Origin of the sequence: Pectobacterium araliae (assembly GCF_037076465.1) — a bacterium.
GTDB lineage: Bacteria > Pseudomonadota > Gammaproteobacteria > Enterobacterales > Enterobacteriaceae > Pectobacterium > Pectobacterium araliae.
The window spans coordinates 664,595-680,623 of record NZ_AP028908.1 but is presented as its reverse complement, the minus strand read 5'-3'; the positions used below and the strand labels follow the sequence as shown (position 1 = coordinate 680,623).

Below are 16,029 nucleotides of genomic sequence, written 5' to 3'. Positions count from 1 at the left end.
ATATTACAACTGTGTTAAAAAACAGCGTTAGGGTACTACAGTTTGCGCCCTGTCGCTACAATATACACTTCACGAGACCGGGCACGTGAGGCGTCTGGTTTACGAATTTTCACCTTCGTAAACAGGGAGCGAATTTCCCGCAGGTATTCATCAAAGCCTTCTCCCTGAAACACTTTCACCAGGAAACTTCCGCCTGGGGCTAATACATCTCGACACATACCAAGTGCTAATTCAACCAGATACATCGACTTCGGAATATCAACGGCTGGTGTACCACTCATGTTAGGGGCCATGTCAGACATCACCACCTGAACTTTGCTATCGCCAACCCTTTCGAGCAACGCTTTGAGGATCAGTTCATCACGAAAGTCCCCTTGCAGGAAATCGACGCCAACAATCGGATCCATCGGTAAAATATCACACGCGATGATTCGCCCATTCCCACCAATTTGCGTGACCACATATTGTGACCAGCCGCCAGGTGCAGCGCCTAAATCTACAACCGTCATGCCGGGTTTAAACAGTTTGTCGCCCTGCTGTATTTCGTCAAGTTTAAACCAAGCACGTGAGCGCAGCCCTTTTTTCTGAGCCTGCTGCACATATTTATCGCTAAAGTGTTCCTGCAACCAGCGACTGGAACTTGCAGAACGCTTTTTATTCGCCATCGATTTTCCAACTATTCTCAGTAACACGCTCGTGGTGGGGAGAAACTTCTCACATATTACCAATCAGAACAGTCAAATTGGTTATAATCATGAGATGGCGGTAGAATGAACCGTTTTCAATCCCAACCTAAGTAAAAAAGACAATGAACCTAAGTAATAAACAAAAACAACACCTGAAAGGCTTGGCCCACCCGTTAAAACCGGTTGTCATGCTAGGCAATAACGGTCTCACCGAAGGTGTTCTGGCTGAGATCGAACAAGCATTATCGCATCACGAACTGATCAAGATAAAAGTAGCGACAGAAGATCGCGAAACCAAGGCCTTGATTGTTGAAGCGATTGTTCGCGAAACAGGCGCCGCTAACGTTCAAGTTATTGGCCATGCACTGGTGATCTATCGCCCAGCGAAAGAACGTAAAATTGTGTTACCACGATAACACTTTTTATTTCAGGATACTCGGTTTTAACGGAAAGGTGCCATGCCTCTCGGTTAGAGAAAAGGCCGCAAGCGGCCTTTTTCTTTTCTTTACAATTTTTGCTGTTTTAATCAACAATATGGCAAAATTTATAAATATTCGACCTTCAGAACTTCGTATTCCACGTCGCCGCCCGGCGTACGAATGACCACAACGTCATCTTGCTCTTTGCCAATCAGGCCACGCGCGATTGGGGAGTTAACAGAAATCAGATTCTGCTTAAAATCCGCTTCATCATCGCCAACAATCCGGTAAGTTTGCTCTTCATCGTTATCCAGATTCATCACCGTCACGGTCGCGCCAAAAATGACACGTCCGTTATTCGCGGCCATTTTCGTGACATCGATAACCTGTGCGTTAGACAGTTTTGCCTCGATATCCTGGATACGACCTTCACAAAAGCCCTGCTGCTCACGTGCAGCATGATATTCTGCATTTTCTTTCAGATCGCCGTGCTCACGCGCTTCAGCAATCGCCGCAATAATTTCAGGTCGGCGCACAGATTTCAGGTGATCAAGCTCTTCGCGCAATTTCTCAGCACCACGCAACGTCATCGGAAATTGTTTCATATTATCTATACCTCTAAAAAAGTCTGTAAGACTCAAATAATCGTCATCCTGACGCGCTAAAAATCAAAGGCGACGGAGTCTCTGCAACGTGCCAGTCCCCACTGGACATAAAACAAAAGCAACCAGCCCCGGAACAAAATTTCCAGGCTAGCAGCGGTTTTGCATTTTGATACGTATTTTACCCCAGAGTTCAATGAGGGTCATCGTTTACTTTAGACCTTATTGCGCCGTAGTATGACCACACGTTACCCCGTTCTTAGCTGAGATTATGCGTTTTTCATCGATTGTTACCGGACTTGCCTGCGCTTTTGTTCTGCATGCCAATGCAGCTTCTGTTGAGGATCATCGTCAATATTTGCCAGACGGCGCCAATTTGGCGTTATTGGTACAGAAAGTTGGCGCAACAACACCCAGCATGGCCTTCAATAGCCAGCAAATGGCGCTTCCCGCCAGTACGCAAAAGGTGATAACCGCATTAGCTGCATTACTACAATTGGGTCCAGATTATCGATTCATCACCTCGATGGAAAGCCATGGCCCTGTCACCCGCGGAATTCTGAACGGTAACCTCATCGTACGGTTTGGCGGCGACCCTACCCTGAAACGCCAGCAAATACGGAATATGGTGCAGGAATTAAGGAAACGAGGAATACAGGAAATCGCAGGCGATGTGCTGATCGACACCTCCGTTTTTGCGAGTCACGATAAAGCACCAGGCTGGCCCTGGAACGACATGACACAGTGTTTCAGCGCCCCGCCGGGTGCTGCCATTGTCGATCGTAACTGTTTTTCCGTTTCGCTCTACAGCGCGCCTAAAGCGGGTGACAACGCATTCATCCGCGTTGCATCCTATTATCCTGTGCAAATGTTCAGCGAAGTACGCACGCTGGCTAAAGGCTCTCCCGATGCCCAATACTGCGAACTGGATGTGGTTCCCGGAGAATTAAATCGCTTTACACTCACAGGTTGTTTGACTCAGCGTACAGACCCCCTTCCGCTTGCATTCGCTATTCAGGATGGAGCCAGCTATGCCGGTGCAATCGTTAAAGATGAATTGCAGCAGGCTGATATCCGCATTAAAGGCACCCTACGCCGACAAACACAGCCAAGTGCTGCAGGAAGCGTGCTTGCCCAGACACAATCAGCGCCGCTGCATGACCTTCTTACTATCATGCTAAAAAAATCCGACAACATGATTGCTGATACGGTCTTTCGCACCATTGGGCATGAACGCTTTAGTGTACCGGGAACATGGCGCGCGGGTGCCGATGCTGTACGCCAGATTCTGCGTCAGAAAGCAGGTGTAGATTTAGGAAACAGCATTGTTGTTGACGGTTCGGGCCTGTCACGACACAACCTGGTTTCACCGGAAACGATGATGCAAGTATTACAGTACATCGCGCAGCACGATAATGAGCTGAATTACATCACAATGCTTCCGCTTTCCGGCTATGACGGTACGCTACGTTATCGCGGCGGCCTGCACGAAGCGGGCGTTGATGGTAAGGTTTCAGCTAAAACGGGGGCCTTACAGGGCGTATACAACCTGGCAGGTTTCATTACCACCGCGAGCGGCCAGCGCATGGCATTCGTTCAGTTCCTGTCAGGCTATGCCGTTCCGCCAGAAGACCAACGCGCACGTCGCGTCCCTCTGGTGAGATTTGAAAGCCGCCTCTACAAAGATATTTATCAGAGCAACTAAAATAACAACGCGGCCTTACTTTGAGGGTAAGGCCGCGTTGGCGAGATCAGATTAGCAGGAAAACGAATTATTTTTGATAGATGATCTCAACACCTTCATCATCTTCATCGTCCCAATCATCATCCCACTCTTCTTCGGCTTCTTTTTCTACTTCTGCCAGTTGTTCACGGTGATAATCATCCCACATGAACTCCACTTTTTCCGGCGCGCTTTCAGCCATTGCCGTCATTTTCGGATTGGCTTTCAGGAAATTCATCACATCCCAGCAAAGTGGGTTGACACCTTCACGGTTCGCCGCAGAAATCAGATAGTATTTGTCATCCCAGCCAAGCGCGGTCGCAATCTCTTTGGCACGTTTTTCCGCTTCAGCCTTATCGATCAAATCAACTTTGTTGAAAACCAACCAACGCGGTTTTTCTGCCAAACCTGCGCCATACTGCTCTAATTCATTGATAATGATTTTGGCATTTTCAATCGGATCTGACTCATCAATCGGTGCCAGATCAACCAAATGTAGCAGTACGCGGCAACGTTCAAGGTGCTTCAGGAAACGAATCCCCAGCCCGGCGCCGTCGGATGCCCCTTCGATCAACCCAGGAATATCTGCCACAACAAAACTCTGCTCGCTATCCATACGGACCACACCGAGGCTCGGCACCAGCGTGGTAAACGGATAATCGGCTACTTTCGGCTTCGCCGCGGATACGGCACGGATAAAGGTCGATTTACCTGCATTCGGTAAGCCAAGCATGCCCACGTCAGCCAACAACAGCAGTTCCAGCGTCAGCTCACGTTCTTCACCTTTCGTTCCATTGGTCTTCTGACGAGGAGCCCGGTTGACGGACGATTTAAAACGCGTGTTACCTAGACCGTGCCAGCCGCCTTTCGCCACCATCAGATTCTGCTGATGGCGCGTCATATCACCCAGCACCTCGCCGGTACCCTGATCCAGAACACGGGTACCAACAGGGACTTTAATCGTAATATCTTTACCGCGTTTACCGGTACAGTCGCGGCTTTGTCCATTTTGTCCCCGCTCTGCGCGGAAGGATTTTTCAAAACGATAGTCGATCAGCGTGTTCAGGTTTTCGTCTGCCAGCAGATAAACATCACCGCCATCACCGCCGTCACCCCCATCCGGGCCACCGTTAGGAATATATTTTTCACGGCGAAAGCTCACACAACCGTTACCGCCATCGCCTGCCACAACGAGAATTGTGGCTTCATCTACAAACTTCATTGATTCTCTCCGCAAAAAACCAATAGAGAACATCTACGTGTTTTAGGCTTGTTATTGGTTCTCTTTGGCGTAACTTTTTGATTTTACGGTAGGTAATACATTTCTACCCACCATTAAAACACTGACGCACCAGAACGCATTCCAGCAAAGGAGCAGGATTGTACCTGCCTGCTCCAATAATTTCATCTGTATTAAAAATAAACAACGCATACTGCATGTCAAAAAATGCCAGAGACCCACCGAAATACACTTTCTTTACTCTACTTTTTCGCTATCAATGGTGGCATAGGTTCTTTTTTTCCAGGAAGGAAACGATGCCCGATAGCGGAAAACATCGCGCCAGCAACCACGACAAATGCACCGACATAGCCAACCCAGTTCAACACTGGCGCAGCAAAGAAATTCGGCCACCCTAACGCCAGCAGATCGGAAAACAGCAGCGTAAACAGCGGCGTTAACGTAATGACCGCGCTAACCTGTGAAGCCTGCCAGCGTGCCATTGCCTCCGCAAGCGCACCATACCCAATTAATGTATTCGCACCGCAGAATAACAGGCAGATCAACTGCCAACCGCTAAGTTGGAAAATGACGTCAGGCTTGGCAAAAGGCGTAATAAAGACAACACACAGCACATACAGCAGAAACAGAATCTGCTGCGATGTCAGACGCCGTAACAGGACTTTCTGCGCCACACCGTAGGATACCCATACTGCCGAGGCACAAACGCCCAACAATACGCCCAGCGTGTAGTCCGTTAATCGGGTAAAAATCTCAATCAGGCTGGTATTAAAGAACAGAATTAGGCCACAGATCAGCATGATTGCGCCAATGATCTGCGTGCCACGCATCTTTTCCTTCAGGATAAGGACGCTGGCGAACATCATGCCAACCGGGGAAAGCTGTCCAATAACCTGAGACGCCGTCGGACTCAGATATTGTAGGGATGAGCTAAAGAAAACAAAATTGCCTAATAGTCCCGCCGTCGCAATCAGCAGCAGAACCCACCAACGCCGATAACGGAAAACCCGCATGGGAGGTAACTTCTTACGGGACGACAGAATAATGCCAAGCCCAATCGATGCGATAAGAAAGCGATACCAAACAATCGTATAAGGTTCCATCACCACCAGAACCTGTTTCATCGCTATCGGCAACGCCCCCCAACAAACAGCCGTGGTAAGCGCCAGACAAAGACCGATACCCGTCTGTTGTTTAGTATTCATACTTATCCAGATGGTTTACTCAGAATCAGAATGTAAAAAGCCCCGCAAAGAATTGCGGGGCTTAAATCCGTAAGACCTAACGCGAAAAATTATTCAGCAACGATGCTGATAAATTTACGGTTTTTTGGGCCTTTAACTTCAAACTGAACTTTACCATCAGTCAAAGCAAACAGAGTATGATCTTTCCCGCAACCAACGTTAGTTCCTGCGTGGAATTTAGTGCCGCGTTGACGAACGATGATGTTGCCAGCCAATACACTTTCGCCGCCAAAACGTTTTACGCCCAGACGTTGTGCGTTAGAGTCACGACCGTTACGGGTTGAACCGCCAGCTTTCTTGTGTGCCATTTAATCCGCTCTCCTAATCTTAAGCGCTGATGCCGGTAATTTTCACGTCAGTGAACCACTGACGGTGGCCTGCTTGCTTACGGTAGTGTTTACGGCGACGGAACTTAACGATCTTCACTTTTTCGCCACGACCATGAGCAACAACTTCAGCTTTGATTTTACCGCCATCGACGAAAGGAACGCCGATTTTGATTTCCTCACCATTAGCAACCATCAGAACTTGGTCAAACTCAACGGCTTCACCAGTTGCGATGTCCAGCTTTTCCAAGCGAACGGTTTGCCCTTCGCTTACTCGGTGTTGTTTACCACCACTTTGGAAAACTGCGTACATATAAAACTCCGCTTTCCGCGCACCCGTTAATAGGTTTCAGAGCGCACTATAAATATTCATAATAGGGCGCGAATTCTACGCAAAAATACTGAGGATGACAAGTGCATAATCAACGGATGTGAAGAAAAAGAATACAACGTATGAACTGCCGTTTATCTCTCTCATTTTTCAAGTACAATCGGCCTAATCAGTTCCATCTTGCCGATATGCAACAGCAATCTTACGGCAGTGTTGAAGATATACGTTGGCATAAACCATGAATCTAGAACAAATTACAACATTAACCGCGCAGGATATGGCGGCTGTTAACAAAGTCATTCTTGAGCAACTGAATTCCGACGTCGTTTTGATCAACCAGCTTGGGCATTACATCATCAGCGGTGGTGGAAAACGGATACGTCCGATGATTGCCGTGCTTGCAGCCAAAGCCCTCGCCTACGACGGAGATAAACATGTCACTGTTGCCGCACTGATCGAATTTATCCATACGGCAACGCTGTTACATGATGACGTAGTAGACGAATCCGACATGCGCCGGGGTAAAGCGACGGCCAATGCTGCCTTTGGCAACGCGGCGAGCGTGCTGGTTGGAGATTTCATCTATACCCGTGCCTTCCAAATGATGACCAGCCTTGAATCGTTACGCGTGCTGGCTCTGATGTCAGAAGCAGTAAACGTGATTGCTGAAGGGGAAGTCTTGCAGTTAATGAATTGCAACGACCCGGATATCACGGAAGAGAGTTATATGCGCGTCATTTACAGCAAAACGGCGCGTTTATTTGAAGCCGCAGCGCAATCATCCTCTATTCTTGCAGGCGCGACGCCAGAGCAAGAAAAAGCACTTCAGGACTACGGTCGCTACCTGGGTACTGCATTCCAGTTAATTGACGACCTGCTTGACTACAGTGCAGACGGTAAAACGCTCGGCAAAAACACGGGTGATGATCTTAATGAGGGCAAACCAACGCTGCCACTACTGCACGCCATGCGCAATGGCAATGCGGAACAGAGTTCGCTGATTCGTCAAGCAATTGAAGAAGGAAACGGGCGTCATCTGCTGGAACCAGTTCTGGCCGCAATGCAGCAATGCGGTTCACTCGATTATACGCGTCAGCGTGCCGAAGAAGAGGCGGATAAAGCGATCAGCGCGCTACAGTTACTACCGGAAACGCCGTACCGTGTGGCACTTGAAGGGCTCGCCCACTTAGCTGTACAGCGCGATTTCTAACGTGGCGTTCGATTTTTCCTGACAAAATATTGATTCAGCCTAAGTAGCGCTGCCTTGCAGCGCTACTCGCTCAACAAATTAGGCAGTTTGATCAATGTTGACATCATCCAACCGAGACAACATCGCTATTGTTCCTTCACGCAAGATGAAATTAATCAGTTGGGCACGTTCATCAACGGATAGCTGATGGAAAATATGCACCCAAGATGACAGCAAAGTCGGATCATTATCGATGCGATAATACTCTGTTGGCGGATTCTCTTTCACTAGCAAAGAGCTTCTGACTTCATTCGGTAAACTGCGAATAGAGTATTCGACGCCACGTCCTTGAACCCCCTTCCGCCTGCGCTTTTCCCAACCGTCGTCTCGTGCTCGTTTGTTCAGCCCCTGCGGTGACTTAGGCAATCCACCTACGCCAACCAGCTCACTTGTTGCAAACCATTCTTTGTCCATACTCGTCACTCCCTTGTTTGTTTTGAACAGGCATTACGTCAACTCGCCCAAAAGTTTCCATATAATAGACTATAATTACCTAAACCGCTAACTTTTACGCGTTATCGACACACCTAAGTAATAGAAGAAATGATTAAATTCAGCGCAATGCCAAAAACATTGCGGCCAGAACAATGCTACAAAGCAAAAGAAAATACGGGTTCTCCTCTTCGCTAAGCGTCGCGATCAGAGCACACATCAGCAGCAAATCAGCTAATCTCCATTGATGAGGCAATGTCCCCATTCGATGGTGTAATACCCAACTGGCTCAGCGTAGTAGACACCCCGACTCGCAGGATATAAGCAATTAGCTCATCTCTTTCTTTTTCAGATAGTTGTTGATAGATTTGCATCCATACGGCCAGTGCCGCAGGCTGCCTCGCCGAGTAGGCGGAAGGCTCGATTTCGAGTAGTAATAGGGACTTTCTTACCGTCTCCGGCAAGCTGTGAATTGAGTACTCTACTCCCCTTCCCTGGACGCCTTTACGGCGACGTTTCTCCCAGCCATCCTCGCGGGCGCGCTTATTCAATCCTTGTCTTGATTTCGGAAGGCCGCCGACTCCAACCAATTCGCTGGTAGCAAACCACTCTTTTTTCATTGCCTTTCATCCTGATAGTGCCATCCCTAACAAAAACGCATTTATTTTGGAAATTAATTGAGAATTTTAAGGAAATTTAATGCTATATTATTTCCAAATAATAATGTCATGTTAGCTCGGCATATAACTAACATCCGTTATTTATACCACTAATCTACAGTCGTCTTATAGCAAATAAGGGAAGGATTATGATTTTAAGGAAACAAGACTGGCATCCCGCTGATATCATTGCTGCACTGCGAAAGAAAAATACGACGCTGGCGGCAGTATCGCGAGCGGCCGGATTAAGCTCATCTACATTAGCTAACGCATTATCACGCCCTTGGCCCAAAGGGGAATGGCTTATCGCCGATGCGCTAAACATTCACCCATCAGAGATTTGGCCCAGCCGATATTACAATCCAGAAACTAATGAGCTTATCGATAGAAAAAAACTCATCCGCCCCGATTAATCGAGTAGGAGGCGAGATTACTCCCGCCGTCCTCTCACACCACCGTACGTGCGGTTCCGCATACGGCGGTTCATGTTAACTCTGGAACTGCCGTTGCTGCTCCACTAGTGATATCAAGCCGAGTCGTCTGAACTGCGCCGTCTTTATCGCATCATTCATGTGACTCGACCCCGCGTTCCACCACGCTCCTCGCTGGTTACTCGCCGACCTCCACGCTCGCTTTTCACACAAGCCCGCTCGCATTAGCATTCGGGCTCGCGTATACGTTCGTTTCCATTGCCGCCACAGTAGACTGCGCAGTTTACGCCTGACCCAGCCGTCAATCTTCTCCAGAACTCCTTTTACTTCCGTGTATCTGAAGTAGCTCATCCAGCCTCGCAGTATCGGTGTGAGTTCATTGATTACGCCTTTCACTGATTTCGTCGCGTGCCCTGTCGTCAGGCTACGGATCTTCTCCTTCAGCCTCTCGACACTGCTCCCTGCGATCTTCAGTCGGGTCTGTTTGTGCCGTGTCACGCTGTATCCCAGGAACTTACGCTCCCACGGTCGCGCCACCGCACTCTTCTGCTCATTGACCTTTAGCTTCAGTATGTCTCTCAGGTACACCCTGATTGCCCTAAAGATATGCTCGCCTGCTTTGCGACTGCTCACGTAAATGTTGCAGTCATCCGCATAGCGACAGAAGCTGTGACCTCGACGCTCCAGTTCTTTATCCAGTTCATCCAGCAGAATGTTCGACAGTAGCGGCGACAACGGTCCGCCCTGCGGCATTCCCTTACCTCGCTTCTCTGTCTCGCACCCGTTCGTCATTTCCGCTTCAAGGTAGCGACATATCAGTTTCAACAGCCGTTTATCCCTGACATGCCTCGCCAGACGTGACATCAAAATGTCATGATCCACCCGGTCAAAGAACTTTTCCAGATTCAGATCGACCACCCAGCGTTTCCCGCTTTGTATGTAGCGCTGTGCCTGTTGCACTGCCTGCCACGCATTGCGGTTACTTCTGAACCCGTAACTCGATTCGCAGAAGTGCGGCTCCACGACCGGACTGAGTTGTTGTGCTATCGCCTGCTGGATAAGCCTGTCCACTACCGTCGGGATACCCAGGGTTCTCACGCCGCCGTCCGGCTTTGGGATATCCACTCTGCGTATCGCCTGCGGCTGGTAGGCGCCCGTAATCAATGCCTGCCTGATACTCGCCCAGTTCTGTTTCAGCCACAGCTTCAACTCCGTCACTTTCAGGTTATCTACCCCTGCCGCGCCGTTGTTTTCCACCACGCGCTGATAGGCCAGCATCAGGTTCTCTCTCGTTATCACCGTTTCCATCGTCAACGGCATTTCCGCTTTCGTTTGCCCACCGACCGCCGTGGGGATTTCAGCACCCTCATGCAGCACTGACGGATACTGTCCGTCTCCTCTGCCGCTGGCCGCAGTGCTCTGCGCTTGTGCCTCATTAATTCCCATCGAGTATCGGTGTCCTAATCACGGTTAATCATGTTCAGCCCTTCATGCTGCCAGTTATGCAGCACTACTACGGCTTCGGCTGACTGCTGCACGTTCATCCCGTCGCCTCTCGACGCTCGGTAGCCCTGAAGCAAACGTGCAGCCCTCCCGGGGTAATTCGCGCGACCTTCCTGCTTATGCCTGTCAGCTTTACGTCACAGCGTTCTGTGCAAGTATTGGGCTTTGATGATATTTGCCACCTTACCCCGCTGTGCCGCCTAAACTGCTTCCTGTTCGTCAGGCCAGCATTTTGCCTTCAGCTTCCTTCAGATCCCACCTCGCGGTGGGCACCCTTGCCGTTCGGCTAACACTTCCCCTTGCCGGGTGTGTAGAGGACTTTCACCGCCAAGTCGCCCCTTGACCACTACAGTCAACGGACAGCGCCCGTCAAGGCGCTACGCGCCATGCCCGGCGCACAAATAAAAAGGCTCGATACGATGATATCGAGCCTTTTAAAGGAAAAAGCAGCGAAATCGATTAACGCATGATCTTATCGCCGCGCGATACACCAACGATTCCCGAACGCGCTACTTCAACAATTTCGGCAACTTCACGCACGGCGCTGAGGAACGCATCCAGTTTATCGCTGGTGCCAGCAAGCTGTACGGTATACAGCGAGGCGGTGACATCCACGATCTGGCCACGGAAAATATCGGCGCACCGTTTCACCTCTTCACGGCCATAACCTGTCGCCTGTAGCTTCGCCAGCATGATCTCACGCTCAACGTGCGCCCCCTGCCCCAGTTCACTGACGCGTAGGACATCCACCAGCTTGTGCAGTTGCTTTTCGATCTGCTCCAGCACCTTCTCATCGCCTACCGTTTGGATAGTCATACGGGATAGCGTCGGGTCTTCAGTTGGTGCAACTGTCAGGCTTTCGATGTTGTAGCCGCGCTGTGAAAACAGGCCGACGACACGTGACAAGGCGCCTGATTCATTCTCAAGTAATACTGATAAAATCCGCCGCATGATCAGGTCCTCTCCGTTTTGCTCAACCACATCTCATCCATCGCCCCGCCACGAATCTGCATGGGGTAAACATGCTCGCTGCTATCGATGTTGATATCAACAAACACCAGGCGATCTTTCTGCGCCAGCGCTTGCGACAGCTTACTTTCCAGTTCGTCCGGCGTATCGATAGAAATCCCGACGTGGCCATACGCTTCAGCCAGCTTAACGAAATCCGGTAACGATTCCATATAAGAACTGGAATGGCGGCCAGAGTAGATCATATCCTGCCACTGCTTCACCATGCCGAGGAAACGGTTGTTCAGGTTGATCACCACAACCGGCAGATCGTATTGCAGTGCCGTAGAAAGCTCCTGAATATTCATCTGAATACTGCCATCGCCCGTGACACAAATGACCGTTTCTCTCGGCAGCGCAAGCTTAATCCCCAACGCGGCAGGCAGACCAAAGCCCATCGTTCCCAGCCCACCGGAATTCACCCAGCGGCGCGGTAAATCGAACGGATAATACAGCGCGGCAAACATCTGGTGCTGGCCGACATCCGATGCCACATAGGCTTTACCTTCGGTCAGCCGATGCAACGTTTCAATCACCGCCTGCGGTTTAATCTTGTCGCTTTCGGTGTTGTATTTCAGACAGTGACGACCACGCCACTGTTCGATACCCTGCCACCAGTCGCGTAGTGCATCAAACTGTTGCGGTGCACCATCCTGCGCCAGCAATTCCAGCATCAGGCTTAACACCTGTTTGGCATCGCCCACGATAGGAATATCGGCGTTTACCGTTTTGGAAATCGATGCGGGATCGATATCAATATGCAACACCGTCGCATTCGGGCAGTACTTCGCCAGATTGTTGGTCGTACGGTCATCGAAGCGCACCCCAACGGCAAAAATCACATCGGCGTTATGCATAGCCATGTTGGCTTCATACGTCCCGTGCATCCCCAGCATGCCGAGGCATTGGCGGTGCGTTCCAGGGAAGCCGCCCAGTCCCATCAGAGAGGTGGTCACTGGCAGATTGAGTTTTTCCGCCAGCGTCAGCAGTTCTTCGTGGCACTCCGCATTGATCACGCCACCACCGCTGTAGATAATCGGCTTTTCTGCCGCCAACAGGGTTTGCAACGCACGGCGAATCTGACCTTTATGCCCTTGAACCGTCGGGTTATAGGAACGCATGCTGACGCTTTCGGGATAAACATACGGCAATTTATTCGCCGGATTCATGATGTCCTTGGGTAGATCGACGACTACCGGCCCCGGACGTCCGGTTGATGCCAGATAAAACGCTTTTTTCAGGATCGTCGGGACATCTTCAACTTTCTTGACCAAAAAGCTGTGCTTCACGATAGGGCGGGAAATTCCGACCGTGTCGCATTCCTGAAAGGAATCATAGCCAATCAGCGAGGTGGCAACCTGACCAGACAACACCACCATAGGAATAGAGTCCATATACGCCGTAGCAATACCGGTAATGGCATTTGTCGCGCCGGGACCGGAGGTAACCAGCACAACACCGACCTCACCCGTCGCACGCGCATAGCCATCGGCCATATGTACCGCACCTTGCTCATGCCGCACCAAAATATGCTCGATACCGCCAACCGTATGCAGGGCGTCGTAAATATCCAACACCGCACCGCCCGGATAACCGAACACATGTTTTACGCCCTGATCGATCAACGATCGGACCACCATTTCGGCGCCTGACAACATCTCCATGGATCTGCCTCTTTTGTTCAGAAAACGGAGCCCGTTTCTGTATTGATCGGGGGAAATCCCCGCGCTCACGTTGTGTTAATACTGTTAACTTTTAGTACAAGAATACGAAATATTATAGGGATGACTAATAACCCATTAACATAACGCCAGATTATGACGCAGACAAACGGCAAAAAACCACCGTTCTTAATCAGAACTAGGGGAAATCGAACGTGAGTGAAAAAAGAACTGAGATAAAATACTAATCAGGGACCTGTAGACCTGAGAGATCGTCCATAAAGGCCATAAATTACAGAGTGAAATCTTGAGGCCGAAAACCCCCTTTTCTTTTCAGGAAACGAATTTTTCGGCCTACGACATCATCAAGACTCTGCGTACATCGCATCAATTTCCAACTGGTAACGCTGGTTGATGATCTTCCTGCGCAGCTTGAGCGTTGGCGTCAGCTCCCCTTCGTCCATCGAAAACGGCACAGGAAGTAGCGTGAATTTCTTCACCTGCTCAACGCGAGAAAATTCCTTCTGCATTTCCCGCAGACGCTGTTCGAACAGCTCAATAATATGGCTGTGACGCAGCAATTCCAGACGATCGTGGTACTTCAGGTTAATAGAGTGAGCGTATTCTTCCAGCGCCTCAAAACAGGGAACAATCAGCGCAGACACGTACTTACGCGTGTCCGCGATAATCGCAACCTGTTCGATAAAACGATCCTGCCCCAGCGTGCCTTCCAGATGCTGCGGTGCGATGTATTTACCGCCCGAGGTTTTCATCAGATCTTTCAAGCGCTCGGTAATAAACAGGTTACCATTGGTATCCAGTTCCCCCGCATCGCCGGTTTTCAACCAGCCGTCTTCGGTAAAAGCGTCTGCGGTTTCTTGCGGACGATGAAAATACCCCCGCATGATGGTTGCCCCGCGCACCTGAATCTCTTTTTCCTCGCCAATACGGACATCAATGCCCGGTAGCGGCGTGCCAATAGAACCTAAGCGGAAACGGTTCTCTTCCCAGCAGGAAACCGTCGCGCAGGTTTCGGTCATGCCGTAACCATAGATGATGCGAATCCCGATCGACTGAAAAAACAGAATGATATTGTCATCCAGTCTTGCGCCTGCTGCTGGCATAAAGCGAATCTCGCCCCCCAGCAGTTGGCGGAGCTTCCCTAACACCAGTCGGTCTGCATAGCGATGCATCACGCGGTGGAAAAGTCCGCCTTTCTTCGCGGCTTGGCTAGCCAGAAAAGCGTGTTGCCCCTGCGTAATAGCCCAGTTGAAAAGCCGCTGGCGATACCACGGTGCCTGTGCCACTTTTTCATTAATGGCGCTGTAAACCTTCTCATAAAAACGCGGTACGGCGCACATCACCGTCGGCTTCACCGCCTGCATCGCGGCACGCACCAGATTGGTATCGCTGAGGTACACGTTCTGCGCGCCACGGTGCATGATGACAAAACTCCATGCGCGCTCAAATACGTGAGAAAGCGGCAAGAAACAGAGCGACACGTCGTTCTCGGACATATCCAGACGATCATCGTGCAGCTTAAGCTGCATCGCCATGTTGGTGTAATCCAACATGACGCCTTTTGGCTCACCCGTGGTGCCAGAGGTATAAATCAAGGTAAACAGATCGTTGAGATCGCGACTATTGATGCGCTGTTGCCATTCATCACGCCAGAAATCGTCTACCGCCTGCGCTTCAAATTCATGCAGCGATTGGGCAATATCACTACCGTGCAGGTTAACGCTCTCATCCATCACGATAATATTTCGCAACTGTGGGCAGGTATCGCGTAGCACCAGCAGCGCATCCAACTGCTCCTGACCACCGACGAATATCGTGCGGATATCCGCATCATTGATAATGAACGCCGCCTGTGCCGCCGTATTCGTGGCATAAATTGGCACGCTGATCGCACGCAGGTGCAACAGCGCCAGGTCGGCTAGCGACCAATTCATCGAGTTGTGAGAGAAAATCGCAACCCGTTCCTGAACATCCACGCCCTGCGCTAAAAGCGCGCTGGCAATGCGCTGAATGCGCTGCCCTGCCTGTGTCCAGGTAAGTTGCTGCTCGCCCGCAGGCGTCCACTCGCGCAACGCAATACGACCTGCGCAGTGATTGATCCGATCTTGAACCCGGTGCACCACATGGTATGGCTGTAAATGATTAGTCATCTGTAAAAGAATTTATAAGGGAAATGAATTCGACAGCATTTCAGCGTACAGCTGTACATTATTTGGCGTGCAGTCTACCGCCATTGTTCAAAACCGCAACGATCTTTCGTTCATTCGCCGCGGGCTATCGCTGGTTTACTTGACGCACGTCACATCAATCAAACGTTGACATAACCCTGATAATCGCGTACCAATATTGCAATACCGAATTTTGGATGACGAGATCCCATGTTCAATTTTACTTTCCTACTAGGCCTACTACTAAACGCATCCTTCTTGCGCGGTAGGTCTGTGGGCAGAGTGAAGAACTAAGTTTCTCGCCACACGATACAAAAACCCGCGCT

16 protein-coding genes are annotated in these 16,029 nt (G+C 50.1%); 4 read left to right on the top strand and 12 right to left on the bottom strand.

Annotation, left to right across the window (positions count from 1 at the left end; translation table 11 throughout):
* Positions 1 to 35 precede the first annotated feature (35 nt).
* Positions 36 to 665, bottom strand: a complete 630-nt coding sequence (gene rlmE, locus AACH44_RS03075) for a 23S rRNA (uridine(2552)-2'-O)-methyltransferase RlmE (protein ID WP_261850128.1) — start codon at positions 663 to 665, stop codon at positions 36 to 38.
* A 143-nt stretch (positions 666 to 808) separates the two neighbouring features.
* Between rlmE and yhbY the strand changes: the two genes are divergently transcribed.
* Positions 809 to 1,102, top strand: a complete 294-nt coding sequence (gene yhbY, locus AACH44_RS03070; protein ID WP_261850127.1) for a ribosome assembly RNA-binding protein YhbY — start codon at positions 809 to 811, stop codon at positions 1,100 to 1,102.
* Positions 1,103 to 1,230: 128 nt separating this feature from the next.
* Here yhbY and greA read toward each other — a convergent pair whose 3' ends face one another.
* On the bottom strand, positions 1,231 to 1,710 hold the full coding sequence (greA, locus tag AACH44_RS03065) for a transcription elongation factor GreA (protein ID WP_005971506.1): 480 nt from the start codon (positions 1,708 to 1,710) through the stop codon (positions 1,231 to 1,233).
* Positions 1,711 to 1,978: 268 nt separating this feature from the next.
* Between greA and dacB the strand changes: the two genes are divergently transcribed.
* Positions 1,979 to 3,412: a serine-type D-Ala-D-Ala carboxypeptidase gene (gene dacB, locus AACH44_RS03060; RefSeq protein ID WP_261850126.1), complete on the top strand. Its 1,434-nt coding sequence runs from the start codon at positions 1,979 to 1,981 to the stop codon at positions 3,410 to 3,412.
* 67 nt (positions 3,413 to 3,479) lie between these two features.
* On the opposite strand, the gene cgtA is transcribed toward dacB, so the two are convergent.
* The 4 genes from cgtA to rplU all read right to left on the bottom strand — a co-directional run bounded on the left by cgtA (position 3,480) and on the right by rplU (position 6,553).
* Positions 3,480 to 4,652, bottom strand: coding sequence for an Obg family GTPase CgtA (gene cgtA / locus AACH44_RS03055; RefSeq protein ID WP_261850125.1), 1,173 nt, complete (start codon positions 4,650 to 4,652; stop codon positions 3,480 to 3,482).
* A 260-nt stretch (positions 4,653 to 4,912) separates the two neighbouring features.
* Positions 4,913 to 5,875, bottom strand: coding sequence for a DMT family transporter (locus AACH44_RS03050; protein WP_261850124.1), 963 nt, complete (start codon positions 5,873 to 5,875; stop codon positions 4,913 to 4,915).
* Positions 5,876 to 5,964: 89 nt separating this feature from the next.
* Positions 5,965 to 6,222, bottom strand: a complete 258-nt coding sequence (gene rpmA / locus AACH44_RS03045) for a 50S ribosomal protein L27 (protein WP_005971498.1) — start codon at positions 6,220 to 6,222, stop codon at positions 5,965 to 5,967.
* A gap of 19 nt (positions 6,223 to 6,241) precedes the next feature.
* On the bottom strand, positions 6,242 to 6,553 hold the full coding sequence (gene rplU / locus AACH44_RS03040) for a 50S ribosomal protein L21 (RefSeq protein ID WP_010283026.1): 312 nt from the start codon (positions 6,551 to 6,553) through the stop codon (positions 6,242 to 6,244).
* Between the two features lie 256 nt (positions 6,554 to 6,809).
* Here rplU and ispB point away from each other — a divergent pair, with 256 nt between their 5' ends.
* A complete protein-coding gene (gene ispB / locus AACH44_RS03035; protein WP_261850123.1) occupies positions 6,810 to 7,781 on the top strand; it encodes an octaprenyl diphosphate synthase in 972 nt (323 codons plus the stop codon).
* A gap of 78 nt (positions 7,782 to 7,859) precedes the next feature.
* On the opposite strand, the gene AACH44_RS03030 is transcribed toward ispB, so the two are convergent.
* Both AACH44_RS03030 and AACH44_RS03025 read right to left on the bottom strand, forming a co-directional pair.
* Entirely contained in the window at positions 7,860 to 8,234 is a 375-nt protein-coding gene (locus AACH44_RS03030) for a DNA-binding protein (protein ID WP_261850122.1), read from the bottom strand.
* A 248-nt stretch (positions 8,235 to 8,482) separates the two neighbouring features.
* Positions 8,483 to 8,872 (bottom strand): DNA-binding protein, encoded by a 390-nt coding sequence (locus tag AACH44_RS03025; protein ID WP_261850121.1) that lies wholly within the window; start codon positions 8,870 to 8,872, stop codon positions 8,483 to 8,485.
* A 188-nt stretch (positions 8,873 to 9,060) separates the two neighbouring features.
* On the opposite strand from AACH44_RS03025, the gene AACH44_RS03020 reads away from it, so the two are divergent.
* Positions 9,061 to 9,324: a helix-turn-helix domain-containing protein gene (locus AACH44_RS03020; protein ID WP_039303153.1), complete on the top strand. Its 264-nt coding sequence runs from the start codon at positions 9,061 to 9,063 to the stop codon at positions 9,322 to 9,324.
* A 75-nt stretch (positions 9,325 to 9,399) separates the two neighbouring features.
* Here the strand turns inward: AACH44_RS03020 and ltrA are convergent, their stop codons facing one another.
* The 4 genes from ltrA to AACH44_RS03000 form a co-directional block, all read right to left on the bottom strand.
* Complete coding sequence (gene ltrA / locus AACH44_RS03015) at positions 9,400 to 10,788, bottom strand: group II intron reverse transcriptase/maturase (RefSeq protein WP_338659501.1); 1,389 nt, start codon at positions 10,786 to 10,788, stop codon at positions 9,400 to 9,402.
* 516 nt (positions 10,789 to 11,304) lie between these two features.
* The gene (ilvN, locus tag AACH44_RS03010; protein WP_261849033.1) at positions 11,305 to 11,796 is read right to left on the bottom strand and encodes an acetolactate synthase small subunit; all 492 of its coding nucleotides are present in this window, start codon (positions 11,794 to 11,796) and stop codon (positions 11,305 to 11,307) included.
* A gap of 2 nt (positions 11,797 to 11,798) precedes the next feature.
* Entirely contained in the window at positions 11,799 to 13,517 is a 1,719-nt protein-coding gene (gene ilvI / locus AACH44_RS03005) for an acetolactate synthase 3 large subunit (protein ID WP_338659500.1), read from the bottom strand.
* Between the two features lie 362 nt (positions 13,518 to 13,879).
* Positions 13,880 to 15,685 (bottom strand): AMP-dependent synthetase/ligase, encoded by a 1,806-nt coding sequence (locus AACH44_RS03000; RefSeq protein ID WP_261849031.1) that lies wholly within the window; start codon positions 15,683 to 15,685, stop codon positions 13,880 to 13,882.
* Positions 15,686 to 16,029: the final 344 nt, after the last annotated feature.